Genomic DNA, 22,719 nt, shown 5'->3' on the forward strand with positions numbered 1-22,719 from the left:
CAACAACAGCGGGCACGGAAACGGCAGCCCAGTTATCCCGAACTGCTCGGCGACCTCAAGGTATTGACACCGGACGGCGGTCCGCAGGTCTGGGACAGTCCGCTGCCCGGCACACCCGGCCTCTTCGTGGTCGGCGCGCCCTGCTGCAAGGCGATCTGCGCGAGCACGGCAGGGAAGCCGTCCGGGTCGCCGCCGCGGCACGCCGACTCCTCGCCGGGGCCGCCCGGCAGATCATCCCCATGTCCTGGAAGGCTCGCGATGACACAACAGACTCCGGTCGCCGTGGCGGCTGCGGACTTCGTCCCACTGCCGGCCCGGCTGCGTGCTTCGGCACAACGGCACCCCGATGCCCTCGCGGTCATCGACGCCGGCAAGCGCCTGAGCTACCCGGAACTGCGGGACGCCGCACACCGCCTCGCGCACCTGCTGCTGCGGCTCGGCGCCGCACCCGGTGACGCCGTGGCGGTGTGCCTGCCACACGGCGCGGACGCGGTCGTGGCCCAAGCGGCCGTTCTGGCGGCCGGGCTGCTGTACGTACCCGTCGACGCCGACCAGCCCGCAGAATTCATCCGGCACGTCCTCATCACCACCGCGGTACGGCTCATCATCGGTTACTCGGCCGACCTCGCCGGCTGCGTGGCCAAGCTGGGCCCCGAAGCCGATGCGGTCACCGGCATCGCCATGGATGATCCGGATGAGCTGGCGCAGCTGGCCGCCTGCCCGACGCACACCCCGAAGGCCGATCTCGCGCCGGGCGACCCCGCCTATGTCATCCACACCTCCGGCTCCTCCGGTGCGCCCAAGGGCGTGCTGGTCAACCATGGCGCCATCGCCAACTCCACCAGTGCCCGCCTGCTGCGCTACCCGGAGAGTGTGGAGCGGTTCCTGCTCGTCTCGCCGATGACCTTCGACCCCTCGCTGGCCGGGCTGTGGTGGACCCTCTCCTGCGGTGGCACGCTGCGGATTCCCAAGGCCGGAGCACGCCACGTCCTCGACGAATTGCGCGCCGCGCTCACCGATTCCACCCGGGCGGTCTCGCACGTCATGCTGACCCCGTCCCTCTACCGTCGCGCGCTGGATGGTGTGCCGGTCGGGTCGTCAGGGCCGAGCCGGGTGATCGTCGGGGGCGAGCCCTGCCCCGCCGAACTGGTCACCGAGCACTACCGGCGCTTCCCCGACGCCACCTTGACCAACGAGTACGGTCCTGCCGAGGCGGCCGTGTGGTGCACCGCCGCCGACCTGGCGCCCGGCGCGGACGTCGTGATCGGTACGCCCATCGCGGGAGTGGAAATCCTCGTCCTGGACGACCAGGGCCGGCCCGTTCCGACAGGCACGATGGGCGAGTTGGGCATCGCCGGTACCCAACTGGCCGACGGCTACCTGGGCAACCCCGAACTCACGGCGGAGAAGTTCCGGCCGCACCCGCTGCGCGGGAACGAGCGGATCTACCGGTCCGGCGATCTAGGGCGGCTGCGACCGGATGGCCAGCTGGAGATCTTCGGCCGACTCGACGACCAGGTGAAGGTCCGCGGCTACCGGGTGGATCTCCAGGGTGTCGCCGCGCAGTTGCGCCGCCATCCCGGTGTCCGCGACGTCGCTGTCCTGCTGCGTGAACGCCCATACGACGCGTCGGATCGGATGCTGACGGCGTACGTCGTCCCCGAAGCCGACCTGGAGCGCACCGGCCGGGAACAGCGCAGCGCCTTGGCCGGTGTGGTCGACGATATCGCCGCCAACGCACCGGCACGCGGCAGCGACTTCGATACCAGCGGATGGATCAGCAGCTACACCAGAGCGCCGCTGCCGGACCCGGACATGCGCGAGTGGGTTGACCGCACGGTACGGCTGCTGAGCGAGTCCAGGTCGAAACGGTGCTGGAACTCGGCTGCGGCTCCGGAATGCTGCTGCTGCGCCTGGCCCCGGACACCAGGCGCTATGTCGGCCTGGATATCTCAGCCGCCGTCCTCGACGGACTGCGTACGGCGGTGGACCGGGCCGGCCTACGGCAGGTGGTGGAACTGGTGCACGGCGAGGCGGTCGACGCGGAACGCTTCCACGGCGCGCAGTTCGACCTCGTGGCGTGCAACTCTGTCACCCAGTACTTCGCGGACACCGAGTATCTGCGCCGCGCCACCGACGCCGCGATCCACGCGGCCGGCGGCGGGCGGGTCGTCTCCGGAGACGTGCGCGACCAGTCGCTGCTGGGCGCGTTTCACGCCTGTGTGGTGCTCACCCAGGCCGGCCTCGACACGCCCGGAGCGGAGCTGGCCCGGCGGTGGCGACGTCGCATGGCAGAAGAGGCGCAAATGCTGGTCGACCCACAGTGGTTCACCGGCTACGCGCGGCAGTCGCCCGGCGTGGCCCAGGTCGAAATACGGCCCCGACGGGGACTTCGCCGCAACGAGATGAACGACTTCCGATTCGACGTCGTCCTGCACATCCGTCCCCGGCCAGGCGTGGACATCGACCGATGGCTGGACTGGCCGCGGGAATCGCCGGACACCCGCACCCTGCGACAGCTTCTCCAGACGCGGCCCGAAACCCTGGGAATGCTGCGCATCCCCAACCGCCGCACCGCGGCGGCCGCGGCCCTCGCCGCCGAACTGGCCACCGGAGCCGACCGGCCAACGGTCGAACTGCACGACCTCCAGCGGCAGGCCGAGGCGAAAGCGATCGACCCCGAGGACCTGATCGACCTCGCCGAGGAGCTCGGCTATCGCTGCCACCTCAGCCGGGCCTCGGCGGCACCCGACGGCGCCTTCGATGCGGCCTTCACCCGGATCGGCGCGTCCCACGACGTCGACGCGGTACCGCGTTTTCCCACCGCGCCCGCCCACAGCCGGACCATGGTCACCGAGCCGGTGCGGCAGCGCATCGTGGCCGACGCACGCGGCAGCCTGCTGCCGGCGCTGCGCCGCCACGCCGAGGCATCGCTGCCCGCCTACGAGCGTCCCGCCGCCTACGTTGCGATCCCCGAACTTCCACTGACCCGCCACGACAAGGTGGATGCCGCCGCCCTGCCCGAGCCCGAGGTGGAACGGCCCCAGATCAGCACGCCGTTCGCCGCGCCGAACTCGGAGACCCAGACCGCGGTCGCGGCGATCTGGGCCGAACTGCTCGGCATCGACCGAGTGGGCGCGTACGACGACTTCGTGGAGTTGGGCGGCGACTCGCTGCTCGCCGCGCGCTGCGCGGTCCGGCTCAGCGAATCCTTCGGGGTGCGACTGCCCTCCGGCATCGTGTTCACCGCACCGACCGTCGCCCGGGTCGCGCGGGTCATCGAAGACCGGTTCGCCGGGGCGGACGCATCCTCCGGGCCGACGGCGGACGGGATGGCGCCGAGCCCGCGAAGGCCGACGCCCCGGCTGCCGCTGACCAGTTCGCAGTCGGTCTTCTGGTTCCTCGACCACTACCGGCGCCTCGGCGGATCACGCAATCCCGACTTCGCCCTGCCGGTCCACTACCGCATCAGCGGGCCCGTCGACACCGCAGCGCTGCGCGACGCCGTGGACACGCTCGTCGCCCGTCACCAGGCGCTGCGCACCGCCGTCCACCTCAACGCCGCGGACGGCTATCAGACCGTCAACGAAGCGCGGCCGGGAATCCTGATGGTGCACACGCTCGACGCAGACGACCCCGAGAAGGCCCTGCGGGAGGCGGCAGGCCGCGACGACCGGCGGCCGTTGGACCCCGGCACGGGTGCGGTCTTCACCGCCGACCTGATCAGCGCCTCGCACACTGAGCACTTGCTGATCCTGCGCGTCCACCACATGGTCTGCGACGGCTGGGCTCTCGACGTTCTGGAGCAGGAACTTGGCGAGCTCTACCATGCCCGCCGCACGGGCCGTGCTGCCCGGCTCGGCCCGCCCCCGAGCTATGCGGACCATGTGCACCGCACCGACGAGCGATTCTTCGTCGATCTCGGCTGGCGCGACTGCGAGCCCTACCGCAGCGCGCTCGGCTACTGGGAGCGGTACACAGTCGGGGCCGAGCCGATCTTCCTCACCGACCAGCACAACGCCGGCTCCCGCCGCACCGAGACCTGCGGTGTCATCCTGCCCGCGCACGAGGCACAGGCGCTGCTCGCCGTCGGCCGTGCCCACCAGGCCACGCTCTTCGCGTCCCTGCTGACCTGCCTTGCGCCGCTGCTGGCGGCTGACAGCGACGATCCGAATGTCAGGCTGCTGACCTTGAACGCGGCACGCGACGAACCGGGCCTGGACCGCATGGTCGGCCTGCTGATCGACCCTGTGCTGATACGCGTCCAGGCCCCGAGCGGCAGCAGTTTCGGTGGCCTGCTGCGCCACACCTCCGAGATGGTGCGCCAGACGCTGGCCAACTCGGATGTTCCGCTGCTGGCGCTGTGCGAGCAGATACCCGAACTGATGACGGTCACCATGGAATCGCAGTTCGTGGCGTTCGAATGTCTACCCCCGGTCCGCGGCCTGAACCTCGACGGCTGCCGGCTACGCCGCAGCGACCCCTTCGAACCGGACTTCGCGGGCACCTCGTTCGACCTGCCCGTCGATCTGCTGTTGGTGGCCCGCCCGGAGGCGGACACCGTCCGGCTGGTGGCCCTGTACGACCCGGACACCTTCCCGGCCGAGTATGTGCGTGCGCTGCTCACCCGGCTGCGCGACGTAGCCGCCAACGGAGCGGCGAACCCGTCGGTGACCGTGGACTCGCTGGTCGCCGCGGATCCGTGGATGGCAGGCCAACGACACCGCAAGGACGCGGAATGAGCAACCGGGTACGCGGCCACCCCGTCTACGGCGCAGTCCACGACCGGTATGGCTCAGGTGGTTCCACTCGGCCGACCTGTCCTCGACATGTCCTCAATGGACTGAGGAGCGGGGGTGTGACGCTCCCTGTGCCGCTCGAAAGTCATCGCTGCAGGCGGAACTCGTTGATGAGTCCATTGAGGACGCGGGTGCGTAACAATGCTGCCGCCCGCCGCGCCCGGCAGTGAGCACCACGTCGAGACCGACCAACCAATCAGTGAACTGCTTCCAACCCGGCAGCGCACGAGCGGGTCAGACCGAGTCGTCGACCATGGCTTCCTGCAAGCTCTTCGGCCGCATGTCCGTCCAGTTGTCCTCGATGTACGCCACGCACGCAGCCCGGCTTTCCGCACCGAACACCACACGCCAACCGCCGGGCACGTCGGCGAACACGGGCCACAGCGAGTGCTGTTCCTCGTCGTTCACGAGGACGTAGAACCGTCCGTTTTCGTCGTCGAAGGGATTCGTGTTCATCTTCGCCTCTCAGGGAGCTAAGAATTTCCGCGCTTGTGCGCGAACCAAGTGATCAGCCCGGCCATTCATTCTTCCCACGAAGGCGTACCGGCCGTCGATGCGATGGCGAAGTGACTCGCCTTACTCGTAGCGCCATTCGTCGGCAGGACACCGCGCCAGGGGTTAGTACGGCCGCCGCACAATGTGATCTTGATCGGCGGGTCGTGATCAAGAAGACGGCCACCGCGTGATCAACTTCAAGGTGTGTTGGATCTCCTAAAGAGTGATGTGTTCAGCCTTGTCGAGGTAGCGCTGAAGCACCGGGCCGATCACCGCGAGTGCCTCGGGGTTGGTCATCATCGAGTGCTTGCAGTCGACCGCGTGATCGTGGATCTCACCGCCAACGAACGGACGCCATGCGGTGGCGTTGCGGATGTTGTACGTGTCCGCCGAGGCCGTGAAGAACACGATGTCGCCGTCGTAGCGGCCGGGCTCGAATCCCCGTGCCAGGTCGAACGCGCCGGTGTAGCCGGTGTGGAGCCGCTCGAAGTGCGCGGGAGTCAGCGCCGCGAAGAGAGCGGATCGTCCGCGAACAAGCTCCGCCACCTGGGCCAGGGTGATGTCGTCGCCGGGCAGGTCGATGTCGATGCCGAACTCGTCCAGCAGTTCGGCGATGTCCGTGTCGGCGGCGGAGTCGGCCGGGGGGATGAAGCTGTCCATCATGGCCAGCAGCGCGACGTCGTCGCCGAGGTCGCGCAGCCGCACGGCGGTCTCGTGTGCGATCAGGCCGCCGAGTGACCAGCCCAGCAGATGGTATGGCCCGTTCGGCTGCACCTTCTTGATCTCGCTGATGTACCGCGCCGCCGCCTGCTGGATCGAGTCGAACGCGGTGCCGTCGGTGATGTGCGGCGACTGCAGCCCGTAGAGCGGCCGTTGAGCGTCCAGGTGGGACAGCAGGCCTGTGTAGCACCAGGACAGACCGAGCGCGGGATGGACGCAGAACAGCGGGGACTTGGCTCCGTGTGAGCGGATCGGCAGCAACGGGTCCAGTGCCGCGTCGATCAGGGCGACGGACGGACGGTGGGCCGTGTCGATCCGGCCGGCGATGGCGGCTGGCGTCGGATCGACGAACATCGCCTGCACCGGCACCTCGATGCCGTGCCGCTCGCGCACGGTCGCGACGACGCGGGTGGCCAGCAGGGAGTTCCCGCCCAGTTCGAAGAAGCCGTCGTGCGTGCTGACCGAGTCCATGCCGAGAACGATCGCGAACGCCTCGCACAAGGCCGCTTCCGTCACCGTCCTCGGCGCCCGGAAGTCCTTGTGGACGCTGAAGACCGGTTCCGGCAGCGCCCTGCGATCCAGCTTGCCGACTGGGTCGAGCGGGACCGAGTCGAGCACGGTGATCGACTGCGGCACCAGGTACCCCGGCAGCCGGTCGCGGGCGTGGGCGCGCAGGTCGGCTGTTGCTCCGGGGGCCAGCTTGACGTAGGACACCAGGACTGTCGTCCCGTTCGGCATCTCGTGCCCGATGGTACGGGAGAACTCGACATCCGCGTGTTCGCACAGGACCGCGTCGATCTCGCCGGGTTCGATGCGGAACCCGCGGATCTTCACCTGGTGGTCGGCACGCCCGACGTACTCGATCTCCGGGCCCGCCGTGCGCGGTGACCACCGGACCCGGTCGCCGGTGCGGTACATCCGCTCGCCCGGCTTGCCATAGGGGTTGGCCACGAACCGTTCCGCGGTCAGACCAGGCCGCCGGTGGTAGCCGCGGGCCAGGCCAGGGCCGGCCAGATACAGCTCACCGGTCACGCCGACCGGCACCGGGCGCAGCCGGTCATCGAGGATCATCGCGGTGGCACCGCGAATCGGGCCTCCGATGGTGATGGGGCCGTCCGGCGCCATCGGCGGGCCCATCGTCGTGACGATGGTGGTCTCGGTCGGTCCGTAGACGTTGTGCAGGCCGCGTCCCGGCGCCCAGCGGCCGACCAGGTCGGGTGGACACGCCTCGCCCCCGACCAGCAGATGGGTCAGGTCGCCGAGCTCGCCGGGGTCGGTGGTCGCGAGCGCCGAGGTCGTGATGAACGCGTGCGTGATCCGCTCGGCGGTGAGCAACCGGGTGAGGTCCGTCCCGCCGTAGATCCCCGGTGGCGTGACCACCACCGTCGCCGCCCCGCCGAAGGCGAGCATCAGGTCCAGCACCGCCCCGTCGAAGCTCGGCGACGAGAAGTGCAGGACCCGGCACCCGGAACGCACCTGGAACCGTTCGGCCGTCTCGTAAGCGAAGTTCGACAGACCGGCGTGGGTGACGGTCACGCCCTTGGGCACGCCCGTCGATCCGGAGGTGTACACCAGGTACGCGGGGTGGTCGAGACGCAGTTCGACGCCGGTGACCGGCTTCGGCGACATCGATGCCACCTCGGCGGCGAAGGCCGGGTCGTCGAGCGGCAACCAGTCGAGGTCGCTGGGCAGCTCGTGGTACTGCGCCACCGTGGTCAGCCCGGTCGTGACGCCTGCGTCGGCCAGCATGTGCGCCTTGCGCTGGTGCGGGTACGCCGGATCGATCGGCACGAACGCCGCTCCGGCCTTGGTGACCGCCAGCATCGCGAGCACGGACTCCATTGAACGCGCGAGTCCCAGCGCCACAAAGGTTTCCGGCCCGACCCCCCGGCCGATGAGCGCCCTGGCGAGCTGGTTGGCGCGCCGGTCCAGCTCGGCGTAGGTCAGCTCGGCGCCGTCGCAGCGCAACGCGACCGCGTTGGGGTCGACGGCGACGGCCGCGGCGAACAGCTCCGGGAACGTGACGGCGGCGCCGGGATCCGGTCCACGGACCGCCGATGCCTCGGCGGGCAGCAGCACGTCGAGATCGCCGACCGCCCTGTCCGGATCGGCGACGGCCGCGGACAACAGCCGGACGAACCGCTGTCCGATCGCCGCGGCGGTGTCGGGGTCGAACAGGTCGGCCGCGTAGGTGAGCTGGAGGTCGAGCCCGTCCCGCTCGGTCACGGTGAACTGGAGGTCGAACCGCGCGACGCCCGCGTCGACCTCGGCGACGTCCACGTCGAGACCGGGCAGCCGCACGTCCGGCGCCGGATCCCGCAGCAACAGCGTCACCTGGAAGAACGGCTGGTGCGCGGTGGAACGCCCTGGGTTGAGCTCCTCGACCAGACGCTCGAAAGGGACGTCCGCGTGCGCGAAGGCGTTGAGGTCGTTCTCCCGCACGGCGCGCAGGAGTTCGGCAAACGAGCGCTCGCCCGTCACCTCCGTCCGCAGCACCAGCATGTTGACGAACATGCCGATGAGGGGATCGAGCTGCGGCACGGTCCGGCCCGCGATCGGGGTGCCGATGACCACGTCGCCGGTGGCGGCCAGCCTGTGCAGCAGGACGGCGAGCGCGGTGTGCAGCACCATGAACAGGCTGGCGTCGTGGTCGCGTGCCAGACCGAGCAGCGCGCGGTGCACGTCCGCTTCGACGAACGCCGTGGTCGAGCCACCGCGATGCGACAGGGATGGCGGCCGCGGACGATCGGCGGGCACGTCGAGGTGCTCGGGCAGACCCGCCAATGTCCGGCGCCAGTACTCGACCTGCGCGTCCGCCGCGCTGTCGAGCGTCTCGCGTTGCCAGAGCGTGTAGTCGGCGTACTGGACGTCGAGGTCGTCCCAGCCGGGGGCGAGCCCGTCGCGGCGCCGGGTGTAGGCCGTCATGAGGTCCTGCGCCAACGGGGTCAGCGACCATCCGTCCATCGCGATGTGGTGCAGGACAACGACAAGCAGGTGCGTGTCGGTGTCCATACGGAACAGTGCGGCCCGCAGCGGCTCGTCCACGGTGAGGTCGAAACCGCGACTCACGAACGCGTCGGGATCGTCGGCGGTGATCAGATCGATGTCACCGTCCCTGATCAGCTGGTAGGGACCGTCAGCCGAGTCGGGGTACACGGTGCGCAGCACCTCGTGCCGCTGCCGCACGTCCCGCAGCGCCTGCCGCAGCGCCGTGATGTCGAGCGCGCCACGCAGCCGCATCGCCACCGGGATGTTGTACGCGGCCGACTCCACGTCGAACCGGTTGAGGAACCACAGTCGCTGCTGCGCGAACGAGAGCGGAATCCGTTCGGGCCGCTGCTGCCGCACCAGAACCGGCCGTTCCTGTGGCACGTCCACATCCAGCAGTGCCGCGAGCCGCGCGGGCGTCGGGTGGTCGAACACGGCCCTGACGCTGGGCCGGTGCCCGGTCGCGGTGGCGATGCGGGCCACGACCTGGGTGGCGAGCAGCGAGTTTCCACCGCTGTCGAAGAAGTTGTCGTCGGCGCCGACGTGGGCGAGCCCGGCCACGTCGGCCATGATCGACGCGACCAGCTTCTCGTTCGGGGTGCTCGGCTCGCGCGACGCCATGATCGTGGAACCGAAGACCGGCTCGGGCAGCGCCCCGCAGTCGAGTTTGCCGGTCTCGGTGCGCGGCACGGTTTCCAGCGCCACCACGGCGGCCGGAACCATGTGCGACGGCAGCCGTTCGGCGACGTGGGCGCGGATCGACTCGGCGTCGGACACCGCCACGACATAGGTCACGATGCGGGCGCGGCGCACCTCCGTGTGGGCGAAGCGGACCCCCGGGCAGGCGGCGACGGCGGCGTTGATCTCACCGAGCTCGATGCGGACGCCGTGCACCTTCACCTGGTCGTCGCCGCGGCCGAGGTAGACCAGCTCGCCGTCGGCGGTCCACCGGACGATGTCGCCGGTGCGGTACATCCGCTCGCCTGTGCCGAACGGATCCGCGACGAAGCGCTGTGCGGTCAGCCCCGGCTGTCCGAGGTAGCCGGTGGCCAACCCGCCGCCGCCGAGGTAGAGCTCACCGGCGACACCGACCGGCACCGGGCGCAGCCGCTCGTCGAGGACCAGCGCGGTGACACCGCGCACCGGTCGCCCGATGACGACCGGGCGCTCGGGAGACATCGGTTCGGAAAAAGTCGCGACGATGGTGGTTTCGGTCGGGCCGTAGCCGTTGACCATGCGGCGTCCCGCCGACCAGCGCTCGACGAGCTCCGTCCCGCACGCCTCGCCCGCGGGGATAAGCCCGCGCAGCTGGGGCAACGGCCAGCGAACGGGATCGATGGTCGCGAGCGCGGTGGGCGTGAGGCAGGCGTGCGTGACCCGCTCCCGCTCCAGCAGTTCGGCGAGGTCGTCACCGCCGTAGACGTCGGCGGGCGCGACCACCATCGTGGCTCCCGCGCTGAACGCCAGCAGCAGCTCCAGCACCGACATGTCGAAGTTGAGCGACGCGGCGTGCAGGGTGCGCGACTGTTCGGTGACGCCCAGCCGCTTGCGTTGCTCGGCCGCGAAGTTCGACAGCCCGCGGTGGGGCACCGCGACAGCTTTCGGCGCCCCGGTCGATCCTGAGGTGTAGATGATGTAGGCGGTGTTCTCGATCCGGATCGGCCGGACGCGATCCGCGTCGCCGACGGGAGCGCAACTGAACCCGTCGAGTTCACTGAACGTCAGCCAGTCGACGTCGCCGGAAAGGTCCTGGCCGAGTCCATAGTGGACACAAGAGTCGGCGAGCATGTGCCGGATCCGGGCAGCCGGATGCCGTGGGTCCACCGCCAGGAACGCGGCGCCGGTCTTGGCCACGGCCACCGTCGCGACCACGGAGTCGATGGACCTGGTCAGCCCGATCGCCACCACGTCCTCGGTTCCGACGCCGCGCGCGATCAGCGCCCGCGCCATGCGGTTCGTGCGCTCGTCCAGCTCGCGGTACGTCAGTTCGTCCGAACCCGCGCGCACGGCGACGCGGTCCGGGTGGCGCGCGGCGAAGAGCTCGGGCAACGTGACCGGGCGATCGGGACACCGGCCGCGTGCCGGTGCGAACGCGGCTCGTTCGCGCTCGGTCAGCACGTCGATATCGCCGAGCGCGATCTCCGGGTCCGCCACGACCGCCGCGAGCACCTTGCCGAACCTTTGCGCGATCGTCGCCACGGTGGTGGCGTCGAAGAGCTCGGTGCTGTAGCCGAACTCGAACCGGTCCGCCCCGGTGACGCGCAGTTCGAGATCGAACTTCGCCAGCTCGGTGCCGAGCTCGTCGACCCGCAGCTCAACGCCGGGGAGCTCCAGCCGTGGCAACGCGTGGTCCTCGACCACGAGCGCCACCTGGAACAGCGGATGCCGGGAAGCGGTGCGCACCGGCTTGAGCGCGTCGACAACCCGCTCGAACGGGATGGCCGAGTGCGCCATCGCGGCGAGGGTGGTGTCGGCGTTCGCCCGCAAGAAGTCTGCGAACGTCGCGTGTGGGTCAACATCCGCACGCAGCACGAGCGAGTTGACGAACATCCCGACCACGTTGTCGAGCGCGCCGTCCCCCCGGTCCGCGACCGGTGTGCCGATCGCGATGTCACGTGCGCCGCTCACCTGGCGCAGCAGCACCGCCAACGCCGAGTGCAGCACCATGAACAGCGTGACCCCGTGCCGTCGGGCCAGATCCCGCACCCCGTCGCAGACCTCGAACCGATGGGTGGCGCCGTGGAACGTCGGCGTAGCGGGTCGCGGCCGGTCGTACGGGAGTGGGAGCTCGTCGGGCAGGCCCTTGAGCTGCCTGGTCCAGTAGGCGAGCTCGTCGTCGTGCGATTCCCGTTGCGACAGGGCGTAATCCGCGTACCGCACGGCGAGTGGCGCCCATTCCGGCGTCGAGCCCGCGCGACGGGCCTGGTACGCCACGACGAGATCGTTGGCCAGCGGTGCCAGTGACCAGCCGTCCACCGCGATGTGGTGGATCACCACGGCCAGGCAGTAGTCCCTGTCGCCGGTGCGGAAGAGCTCGGCGCGCAGCGGAGGGTCGACGGTCAGATCGAAGGCGCTTCGGGCCAGAGACCGGAGCCGTTCCTCCACATCGGACTCAACGGTGAACGGAACCGCGGGAGCCGTGTGCAGCACCACCTGGCTGGGACCGTCGTCGCTGTCCGGAAAGACGGTGCGCAGCGTCTCATGCCGTTCGACAACGTCGGCGATGGCCGCACGCAGTGCTGGCACGTCGACCTCTCCGCGCAGACGGAGAGTGAAGGCGACGTTGTATGCGCCCGACCGCGCGTCGCGCTGGTTGAGGAACCAGATCCGCTGCTGCGCGAAGGACAACGGGATCCGGGCGGGGCGAGCCTGTGGCGTCGTCACCCCGTGCCGCGACGGGGGCGCGGCGGTGATCCGGTCGACGAGTCCCGCGACGGTCGGCTCCTCGAAGATGGCCCTGACCTCCAGCTCGACGCCGAAGGCCGCGCCGATCGCCGTTGCGAGCCGGGTGGCGAGCAGGGAGTTCCCGCCGAGGTCGAAGAAGCTGTCGTCGGCTCCGACGTGCTCGTGGCCGAGGACCTCCGAGAACACCTCGGCCAGGCGGCGTTCCCGGTCCGAGAGCGGCACGCGCGCCGCGCGGAATTCGGGTGTTGGCAAGGCATCGCGGTCGACCTTGCCGGACGGTGTCAGCGGGATTCGGTCCAGCATCGTCACCGAGGCGGGAACCATGTAGCCGGGAAGTGCGGCCCGTGCGACGGCCAGCAGATCGGCCTGCGCGACCGGCTGCGTCGTCGTGACGTAGGACGCCAACCGGTCCTGGTGGACTACGGTATGGGCGAAGGTGACGTCGGGATGCGTCAGCAGGGTGGCGTCGACCTCGCGCAGCTCGATCCGGTAGCCACGGATCTTGACCTGGTCGTCGGCCCTGCCGAGGAACCGGAGTGTCCTGTTGGGAGCGACGGTGACGAGATCTCCCGTGCGGTACATGCGTTCGCCCGGCTCGCCGTGCGGGTTGGCCACGAACCGTTCCGCGGTCAGACCCGGACGGCCGTGATAGCCGCGGGCGAGGCCGGGACCCGCCAGGTATAGCTCGCCGGGAACGCCATAGGGCACTGGGTTGAGCCTGCGGTCGAGGACGAGCAGCCGCGTGCCCCTGACCGGACCGCCGATGGTGACCGGCTCACCCACCCGCAACGGCGTGCTGGCGGTCGCGGCGACGGTCGCCTCGGTCGGCCCGTACGCGTTGAACATCCGTCGGCCGACCGCCCACGCGGCCACCAGTTCGGGGCCCGTTTCGTCGCCGCCGACTACGACGACACCGAGGTCGTCGAGACCGGCCGGGTCGACCGTGGCGAGCGCCGCGGGGGTGACGAACGCGTGCGTGACGCGCTCGTCACGCAGAAGGTCGGCCAGTTCAGCGCCGCCGTACACGTCAGTCGGCGCCACGACGACAGTCGCGCCCGCGGCGAAACCCATCAGGAGTTCGAGCACCGACGCGTCGAAGCTCGGCGACGAGAAGTGCAGTGTGCGAGACGAGCCGGTGACGCCGAACCGGTTGGTGATGTCCCGCGCGAACGAGGCCAGACCTGCATGGGTGACCACGACAGCCTTGGGAGTCCCGGTCGATCCGGACGTGTAGATCAGGTAGGCCGGATGGTCCGGCCGCACCCGATTGCCCATCGGTGCGGCCGATATGGCCGTGAGGTCGATGGAGTCCATGTCGAGCCATGTCACCGAATCCGGCAGCGTGGATCGGAACCGGCCCGATGTAAGTCCTATGTGGACTCCACAGTCGCGGATCATGGCGTCGACACGTGCCCGCGGATAGCCGGGGTCGACCGGCAGGAAGGCCGCGCCGGTCTTGGCCACCGCCCACACGCACACGATCGACTCGACGGACCTGGGCAGCGCCAGCGCCACGACCGACTCGGGCCCGGCACCTTCCCCGATCAGCACCCGTGCCAGCCGGTTCGACCGCTGGTCCAGCTCGCCGTAGCTGAGGTCGGCGCCGTCGCAGCGCACGGCGACGGCTGCGGGATCGGACACCGTGAACAGCTCCGGCAACGGCACAGCGGGTTCGGCTGGATCGCCGACGAGGGAACGCGGCTCGTGTTCATCCATAATGGACAGATCGCCAACAGGGTTGTCCGCGTGGTCGGCGACCGCACGCAGGATCGTCGTGAACCGCCGCGCGAAACCCTCGATCGTCGCCGCGTCGAACAGGTCGGTCGCGTAGCCGAGCTCGGCACGCATCTCGGCGCCGACGCGGACCGTGAGCTGGAGGTCGATCTTGACGGTGTCGGTGGAGATCGGGGCGACGGCGGCGGTCACACCGGGTAGTCCGATCGCGAGGTCGGTATCGGGTTCGACGGACAGCATGACATGGAAGAGCGGATGCCGTGACGGCGACCGTTCCGGGTTCATCTCCTCGACGAGGCGTTCGAACGGCACGTCGGCGTGGGTGAACGCGTCGAGATCGGTGTCCCGGACGCGGTCGAGCAACGCCGCGAATCCCTCGCCCAGGTCGATCTCGGTGCGCAGCACGAGGGTGTTGACGAACATCCCGACCAGGTCGTCGATGGCCGGGTCGCCACGTCCCGCGACCGGCGTCCCAACGGCGATGTCCGTGGTCGCGCTCAGCCGGGCCAGCAGCACCGCCAACGCGCCGTGCACCACCATGAACATGGTGACACCGCACCGCGCCGCCAGTGCGGCCAGCGCGCGGTGGGTTTCCGCGTCGATGGTCCAGGAATGGGTCTCGCCTTGGTGGGACGGATGGCGTGGCCGTGGCCGGTCCATCGGAAGATCGAGCTGGCCGGGAAGCCCGGCCAGCCGCTGGGTCCAGTGGTCGATCTGGCGACGCAGTGGGCTGCCGGGGTCGTTCTCGTCGCCGAGCGCGGCCCGTTGCCACAGCGCGAAGTCGGCGTACTGCACCGGCAACGGCGTCCACGCCGGCTCACGGCCGTCCACACGGGACGCGAAGGCAGTCGTGAGGTCGCGCGCCAGAGGCTCGAAGGACCAGCCGTCACAGGCGATGTGGTGGATGACGATCGCCAACGCGTGTTCGCGTTCGGCCGTGCGGAAGAGCGCCATCCGGATCGGCCGGTCCACGGCCAGGTCGAAGCCGGGCGCGGCGAACTCGGACAGCGCGCTCGCCAGCTTACCGGCAGGCACGTCGATCACGTCGAGCGTGACCACTGCCGGGTGAATGACCTGGTGCGGGCCGTCGCCGGAGTCGGGGAAGGTGGTGCGCAGGATCTCGTGGCGGCCGACGACATCCGTGAGCGCCGAGCGCAGCGCCGTGACGTCGAGCTCACCGGACAGCCGCAGCGCGAATGGCATGTTGTACATCGCGGACGTGCGGTCGAAGCGGTTGAGGAACCACAGCCGCTGCTGGGCCAGCGACAGCGGCAGCCGATCGGGACGGTCCCCTGACGACACCCTGCTCGGTCCGTCCGCCGCACGGACGCGAACGGCGAGGTCGACCGCCCTTGGCGCTTCGAACACGTCGCGAATGGTCAGCCGGGCGCCCAGCGTGGCGTTGATCCTCGCGATCGCGCGTGACGCGATCAGCGAATCCCCGCCCAGGTCGAAGAAACTGTCATCGATGCCGACGACGCCGCGGGCGAGCACCTCGGAGAAGACGCCGACCACCGCGTGTTCGACCGCGGTGCGCGGCGGGCGGACCAGGCCGGACACCTCAGGCGCGGGCAGCGCCCCGCGATCGAGCTTTCCGTTGGGGCCCAACGGCAGCTCGTCGAGCACCACGAGCGTGCGGGGAACCATGTAGTCCGGCAGCACCCGCCCCAGCGCGGCACGCAGCGCGTCCACGTTGATGGTGGCGTCACCGGCGGCGACCAGATAGCCGACCAGCTCGTCGCCTCCGTGCGCGGCCGACCGGGCGACGCACACCGCCTGTGCCACACCGGGTTCGGCGAGCAGGGCCGCCTCGATCTCGCCGAGCTCGATCCGCAGCCCCCGGATCTTCACCTGGAAGTCGTCGCGGCCGAGGTACTCGAGGTTTCCGTCGGCACGCCACCGGACGAGGTCGCCGGTCCGGTACATCCGGGAACCGGCGCGGAACGGGTTCGCGACGAACCGCTGCGCGGTCAGCCCAGCGTTGGCGAGATAGCCCCTGGCGACCTGGACGCCCGCGAGGTACAGCTCGCCCGTCACCCCGACGGGCACCGGCCGCAGCCGTGCGTCGAGCACGTAGACCTGGGTGTTCCAGACCGGGGCGCCGATCGGCACCGTCTCCGGCTCCTGGGTGCACGTCCATGCGGTGACGTCGACGGCCACCTCGGTCGGCCCGTACAGGTTGTGCAATTCCACGCCAGGACTGGCTTTCTGGAACAGCCGCACGGTGTGCGGCGGCAGCGCCTCTCCGCTGCAGAACACCCGGCGCAGGCTCGTGCAGCGCTGCGCCTCGGCGAACACCGCCAGCATCGAGGGCACGAAATGCGCGGTGGTGACGTTCTCGTCGGCGATCAGCGATGCGAGATAGGCCGGGTCGCGATGGCCGTCCGGTCTTGCGACCACGAGACGTGCGCCGACCTGCAACGGCCAGAAGAACTCCCACACCGACACGTCGAACGTGGCCGGTGTCTTCTGCACGACCACATCGGTGTCGTCGAGCGGATACGCGTGCTGCATCCAGCGCAGGCGGTTGACGATCGCCGCGTGGGACACGACGACGCCCTTGGGCTTCCCGGTCGAACCGGACGTGAAGATCACGTACGCCGGGTGCTCCGGGCGCACCGTGTTGGTGACCGGTGGGAGCCCGGACTCCTCGACGGTGTCGACGTCGAGCGTCTCCGGAAGCTCGACGGGATGTGCCGACACCGTGAGGACCAGCACCGGATCGGCTTGGCCGACCACGTGCCGGATCCGGTCGACCGGATGGCCGGGATCGATCGGAAGGTAGGCGCCGCCCGCTCTGATGATCGCGTACATCCCGACGACCAGCTCGACACAGCGCGGGATCGCCAGTCCCACAACGGATTCTGGACCGACGCCGGAGGCCGCGAGGACACGGGCGAGCCGGTCGACGCGCTCGTCGAACTCGCGGTAGGTCAGGCTGGCGCCGTCGAACGTCAGCGCGACCGCGTCTGGAGTCCGCGCGACCTGCTCGGCGAACAACGCGTCCAGCGTCGTGGCGGGGACGTCGGCGTCCGTCGCGTTCCAGGCACGCACGACCACGTCGCGCTCGGCATCGTCCATCGGGGCGATCTCGGACACCGCGGTCTGGGCGTCCGCGGCGAGGAACCGGCGCAGGTAGTCGCGGAAACGCCGGTGATGACCGGTCAGCTCGTCGGCCGTGTACCGCTCGGGGTTGGCCTCGAAGTCGACCTGGATGCTGGCGGCGCCGGTGTAGATGTTGACCGACAGGTCCTCCACCGGCCCGGTCGCCAGCACGCGCATCTCGCCGGTGGCCACCCCGAACCGGACCTCGTTGTGGAACAGCATGATGTTCACCATCGGGCCGAAGAACCCGCGGTGGCTGCCCGTGGTGCCGCTGTCCCGTCGGATGTCCTCGTGGCGGTAACGCTGGTGCCGCACCGCGTTCCGCATCCGCACACCGGCCTCGTTGACCAGTTCCTCGACGGTCGTGCCGGGCGCGACCGGAATGCGCAGTGGGACGACGTTCGAGACGAAGCCGGGGCAGCGGCGCAGCGCGTCGGTGGTCCGCGCCGTGACCGGCAGACTCAGCACGACGTCGCGTTCACCGGTCACCGCGGCGAAATACCCGGCCAGTCCCGCGACCAGCAGTTTGGCCTGCGTGGCGGCGTGGCGTGCCCGCGAGGTGAGCAGAGCGCCCGTCTGGTCGTCGAGGAAACCGGATTCGACGCGGCGGCCCGGCGACGCCTGCGCCCGACGGTCGCTGAGGCTGAACGCGGTGGGGATCCCGGACAACTGCTCGCGCCAGAACGCCTTGTCCTTCTCGAAGTCCGGGGACGCTCGATAGTCTACATCGGACTCGTGGATCGTGGACAGGTCCGTCATGGTGGACGGACCTGGGTCGGCGGCGCTGTAGAGCTCGGCGGCGCGGGACAGCAGGAGCATCGCGCCGTACCCGTCGATCGCGATGTGGTGCATCTGGAAATAACAGAAGTGCTCGGTGTCACCGGTCCGCAACACCGCGAAGCGCGTCAACGGAGCGCTCAGGATGTCGATCGGCGCACCGGCCTTCTGCCGCATCCACCGCATGGCCGCGGCGCGCGGTTCGGCCTCGGACCGCAGGTCGAGAACCTCGGTGTCGATCCTCAGCTCGGAATCCGCCGTCTGACAGGGCGTTCCGTCGATCTCCACGATCCGCAGCTGAGGGCTGCGCATCTCGGCCGAACTGCGCTGGAAGACGTCGGCCAGCAGCGCGACGTCGAGTTCGCCTCGCGCCTCGACGTACAGCGCTACGGACAGCGGGACGTCAGGAGCGATGCGTTGCGCGTTCCAGATCCCAGTTTGCCCTGACGACAGGGGAAACGGGCCCCACACGGTCATCGGCCGGCCGCCCAGCGGTACCGGGACACCGCCAGCGGCAGGAAGGCCGCGATGATCGCCACGCACGCGAGGACCGAGTACCCGGCCGCGTGCTCGGCGGCCCACCCGGCGGTGGGCGCGAGGTTCGGGTTGCCGAAGAGCCTCCGGCACGCGTCCGACACGGTGGTGATCGGGTTCCACTCGGCGAAGGCGCGCAGCGGGCCGGGCAGGTTCGTCAGCGAGATGAACGCCGACGAGATGAAGGTGACTGGGTACATCCAGAGGAACCCGGCGCTCTGCGCCACCTCGACGCTGCGCGAGACCAGTCCGACCAGCGCGCCGACCCAGGACATCGCGAAGGCGAACAGCAGCAGCAACCCGTACGCCGCCACCGCGTCGACCACACCACCGTTGATCCGCCAGCCGATCGCCAGCCCGCAGATCGACATCACCGCCAGGCCCAGCACGTTGATCAGCAGGTCGGACCCGGTCCGGCCGAGTATCACCGCAACCCTGGACATGGGCAGCGACCGGAACCGGTCGATGATGCCCTTCTGGAGATCGTTGGCCATGCCGATCGTCGTGAACGCGGCGTTGAGCGTCACCGTCTGCGTGAAGATCCCCGCCATCAGGAACTCGCGATACGGGCCGCCGCCAAGGCTGTCACCGAACACGTAGGCGAGCACCAGGACGAACATGACCGGCTGCACGGTCGCGGCCGTGAGCATCGCCGGGTTGCGACGGACCCCGAGCAGATTGCGCCAGATGACCATTCCGCTGTCGCGCAACACTTTCCGCACGCCGTTCACTCGCCTTCGACCGTGTGCCCGGTCAGCGACAGGAACACATCATCAAGGCTCGGCCGACGCAGACCGACATCCAGCACGCGGACGCCGTCCAGCCGGTTCATCGCCTCGACCAGCGCCTTGGGACCGTCGTCCACCGGCACACTGACCTGCCTGGCCTGCTCGTTCACCTTCGGCTCGGCCGAGCCGACCTCGGCGAACACCTGCCGGGCGACCGAGAGCGCGTGGTGCTCGGCTACCACCAGCTCCAGCCGTTCACCACCGATCCGCGCCTTGAGGTCGTCCGACGTGCCCCGCGCGATCACCCGTCCCCGGTCGATCACCGCGATGGTGTTCGCCAGTCGGTCGGCCTCCTCCAGGTACTGGGTGGTGAGCAGCACCGAGGCGCCGTCGGCGACCAGCTCGCCGATCACGCCCCAGGTCTCCAGCCGGCTCCTCGGGTCGAGGCCGGTGGTCGGCTCGTCCAGCACGACCACCGGAGGCCGTGCGACCAACGCCCCGGCCAGGTCCAACCGACGTCGCATCCCACCCGAGTAGGTCTTGGCCAGCCTCTCGGCGGCATCCTCCAAACGGAAGCCGGCCAACAGTTCTCGCGACCTCCTGCTCGCTTGTGCGCGGGAGAGTCCGTGAAACCGGGCGACCAGGTAGAGGTTCTCGTAGCCGCTCAGGTTCTCGTCGACCGCCGCGTACTGACCAGACAACCCTATGCTGCGGCGCACCGCGTCCGGTTCGGCGAGCACGTCGTGCCCTGCCACCCAGGCCCGGCCCGAGTCCGGTCGCAACAACGTGGTCAGGATGCGGACCGTGGTGGTCTTGCCCGCGCCGTTCGGGCCGAGCAGCCCGAGCGCATGGCCGACCGGGATCTCCAGGTCGATCCCGTCGAGCGCACGGGTCGCCCCGAAGGTCTTCACCAGCTTTTCGATCCGGGCCGCGGGCGAACTGCTCTGCGACTGCATCGGAGATGGTCAGCCTTTCTGCTCTCTCATCGGCGATCCGGTCAATCGTTGCGGCCAAACGAACCTGGTGTCTATCGGCCGAACATGTAGGCCCGCGCTAGCCCGATCGGCCCACGTCGTCAACAACGCATTCGGCGGCACCCACGTCGACACCGTGGCCCCTGCTCGGGATCTGACAAACGATCAGGAGTGTCCACAATGGAGTGTTGGCCTAACCCCGGTCTTTCACGGGTGATCCTGGTTGGGGTTCGGTCGGCGGGTGGGCGTGTGGGTCCGCCCGCTCGGCCGTGTCTGCGGGTGCTCCGGGTCTTACGTGGCGGGGCGTGGTGGCTGGTTCAGGGGAATGCGGCGCGGATGCGGGAGAATGCCTCGGCGATATGTCGTGCCCAGCGCCAGGTCTGGTCGATGCACAGATAGTGGTTGCGGGTGAGGCGGGCGGCGGCGTGCGGCGTAAAGGCCCGTTGAGCTCCGTTGCCGCCGCTCATTCCAAAGTGACCAGAGCTGATCGTTGAAAGTGACCATCCCAGGCGACTCGCCGATGGAGATCCATCAGTTGTCTGCGGGCCCCTTCAGGCTGCGGGTGTCTGAAGTCCGGAAGCCGTGGGGCGGGGCCCGCCTCGATGCTCGCATGGGAGTTGGTTGTGGAAGCACAGGCACTACGACGTCAGGGTTGGTCGATCAGCGCGATCGTGCGGCACTTGGGCGTGGTGCGCGGGCTGTGTTCAGCGAACGTTCGTCGAGCAGTTCGCAGACCTGGTCGAACGTCGGCGACGAAGTACCGCGTGCCTGCTCAGGATGTTGGGACCGGTCGCGTTGGCTGCGGCTGGTGCGGGCGTTACCCGAGCGGCCGGTCTCAGCTCCGCGGGTGCTGGGCGTCGACGATTTCGCGCTGCTGCGCGGATCGGTATATGCAACGTGCTGCTGGACATGGACACGCACCGGCCGATCGACGTGCGTACACGCCGCTGCCCGTGCCCGACTGGATACTCGACGCCTGCGGACGAGAACGCCGACTGGTGAGGCGCACCCGCGAGCGATTCGCTGCTGTGCAAGAACTACGCGTCCAGGGACAATCGCTGGGTGCGATCAGCCGCCAGCTGGATTTGGACCACGGCACGGTCCGCCGCTTCGCCCGCGCGACCACTGTGGACGAACTGCTGGCCAAGGCGGTCAACTGGACCAGCACGCTGGACAAGAGGCCACGCGAAGGTTTCACGAGGCCATACTCGTGTCAATGACACGAATGGTGGGGGTCGAGTCCGTTCGATGCTACTCCGTGTAATGACTGAGCCGATGGTGAATCGGCAGGTCGATCGAGGTGTCAGGTCAGGGCCGTGTGTCGGCGACGTCCGTTCCGGCCGCGACAATAGGTGAATCATAAATCGTTGACGGTTTGACTGGATTGCCCAGTCAAACCGTCAAAAAGATATGTGCTGAACTAAATCGACACGAGGATCGACTATTCTTGGCGGCGGTGCCGGGCACCATGATCTGGCTGGTCGAGCAGGAGCGCGGCGCCGAGTAGCCCGCCGTTGTCGCCGAGCTCGGTCGGGACGACGCGGGCGGTCTCGCTCGCTGGTTGCAGCGCTGACTGTCGCAATGCGTCGTTCGCTTCTTCTATCCAGTTTGGTTGGGCCATCGCGACGCCGCCGCCCAGCACTATCCGCTGAGGATTGAACACGTTGACGATGTCGACGATGCTGGAGACCACGGCCGCTCCGACGGCGGCCAGGATCTTGCGGGCATCAGGGTCACCTTCCAGGGCCGCGACGCCGACGTGGTGGCCTCGTATTGGAGTTCCGCCGAGCGAGTCACGCAGCTTGGCCAGGCCGGATCCGGGATTGGCCTGCGCGTGCCGGTCGGCGGCCCGCCCGATCGCCGGCCCGGCTGCGACCGCTTCGAGACACCCGCGGCGGCCGCAGCCACACACCGGCCCGTCAGGGGCGACCACCACATGACCGAGCTCCCCGGCAGCACCGTCGGCGCCACGCAACAGCTCGCCGTCGGCTATGACCGCGGCGCCGATGCCCGTCGAGACCGTGAGGTACACGAAGTCAGTGCAGCCTCGGACCGCGCCGAAACGCTGCTCGGCGAGCGCCGCCGCGTTGGCGTCCCGGTCCACGACCACCGCCAGGTCCAATTGTTCTCGCAGGTACTGACCGAGGGGCAGGCCGGAGAATCCGGCTGGTGTGTTCGGCGGGTCGTACAGGACCCCGGTCCGCGGATTCACTGGCCCGGTCGTGCTCACCCCAAGTCCCAGCGGCGGCACGGGGCTGGCGGCCCGCGCCTCATCAGCCAGCTGCGCACACAACGCGAGGATCTCCGTCGCGGAACTGGTGGTGGGGTTCGCCTGCTTGCGCGCCCCAAGCAATCGTCCGTCGTGCGTGACCGTGGCGGCACGGATCCACGTGCCGCCGATGTCCAGCGCGAGCGTGGTGTGGTTCTTGACCTCCGGGGAGGCGTTGGCCATCGTTCGTA

Annotated in this window: 7 protein-coding genes and 1 pseudogene; 3 read left to right on the forward strand and 5 right to left on the reverse strand. The window is 69.4% G+C overall.

What is annotated here, in order from left to right:
- Window positions 1-258: 258 nt before the first annotated feature.
- Together B9C43_RS58750 and B9C43_RS31660 are read left to right on the forward strand one after the other, a co-directional pair.
- Window positions 259-1,590, forward strand: a pseudogene (locus B9C43_RS58750) (amino acid adenylation domain-containing protein); the annotation flags it as partial.
- Window positions 1,591-1,898: 308 nt separating this feature from the next.
- Window positions 1,899-4,742, forward strand: coding sequence for a class I SAM-dependent methyltransferase (locus B9C43_RS31660; protein WP_084430543.1), 2,844 nt, complete (start codon window positions 1,899-1,901; stop codon window positions 4,740-4,742).
- 291 nt (window positions 4,743-5,033) lie between these two features.
- On the opposite strand, the gene B9C43_RS31665 is transcribed toward B9C43_RS31660, so the two are convergent.
- The 4 genes from B9C43_RS31665 to B9C43_RS31680 form a co-directional block, all read right to left on the reverse strand.
- The gene (locus tag B9C43_RS31665; RefSeq protein ID WP_033388808.1) at window positions 5,034-5,255 is read right to left on the reverse strand and encodes an MbtH family protein; all 222 of its coding nucleotides are present in this window, start codon (window positions 5,253-5,255) and stop codon (window positions 5,034-5,036) included.
- 255 nt (window positions 5,256-5,510) lie between these two features.
- Window positions 5,511-18,500 (reverse strand): amino acid adenylation domain-containing protein, encoded by a 12,990-nt coding sequence (locus tag B9C43_RS31670; protein ID WP_084430789.1) that lies wholly within the window; start codon window positions 18,498-18,500, stop codon window positions 5,511-5,513.
- Window positions 18,497-19,288 carry an ABC transporter permease gene (locus B9C43_RS31675; protein ID WP_033388799.1) on the reverse strand — a complete coding sequence of 264 codons (792 nt, stop codon included), beginning with the start codon at window positions 19,286-19,288 and terminating at the stop codon, window positions 18,497-18,499. Before B9C43_RS31675 ends, B9C43_RS31670 begins: the two co-directional genes overlap by 4 nt.
- On the reverse strand, window positions 19,285-20,241 hold the full coding sequence (locus B9C43_RS31680) for an ATP-binding cassette domain-containing protein (RefSeq protein ID WP_084430544.1): 957 nt from the start codon (window positions 20,239-20,241) through the stop codon (window positions 19,285-19,287). The genes B9C43_RS31675 and B9C43_RS31680 overlap by 4 nt, the downstream gene beginning before the upstream one ends.
- Window positions 20,242-21,257: 1,016 nt before the next feature.
- On the opposite strand from B9C43_RS31680, the gene B9C43_RS56930 reads away from it, so the two are divergent.
- Window positions 21,258-21,479 carry a hypothetical protein gene (locus B9C43_RS56930; RefSeq protein ID WP_084430545.1) on the forward strand — a complete coding sequence of 74 codons (222 nt, stop codon included), beginning with the start codon at window positions 21,258-21,260 and terminating at the stop codon, window positions 21,477-21,479.
- A 221-nt stretch (window positions 21,480-21,700) separates the two neighbouring features.
- Here B9C43_RS56930 and B9C43_RS31690 read toward each other — a convergent pair whose 3' ends face one another.
- Window positions 21,701-22,711: an ROK family protein gene (locus B9C43_RS31690; protein ID WP_084430546.1), complete on the reverse strand. Its 1,011-nt coding sequence runs from the start codon at window positions 22,709-22,711 to the stop codon at window positions 21,701-21,703.
- Between the last annotated feature and the right edge of the window lie 8 nt (window positions 22,712-22,719).

Source organism: Kibdelosporangium aridum, assembly GCF_900176515.1.
GTDB classification, from domain to species: Bacteria; Actinomycetota; Actinomycetes; order Mycobacteriales; family Pseudonocardiaceae; genus Kibdelosporangium; species Kibdelosporangium aridum.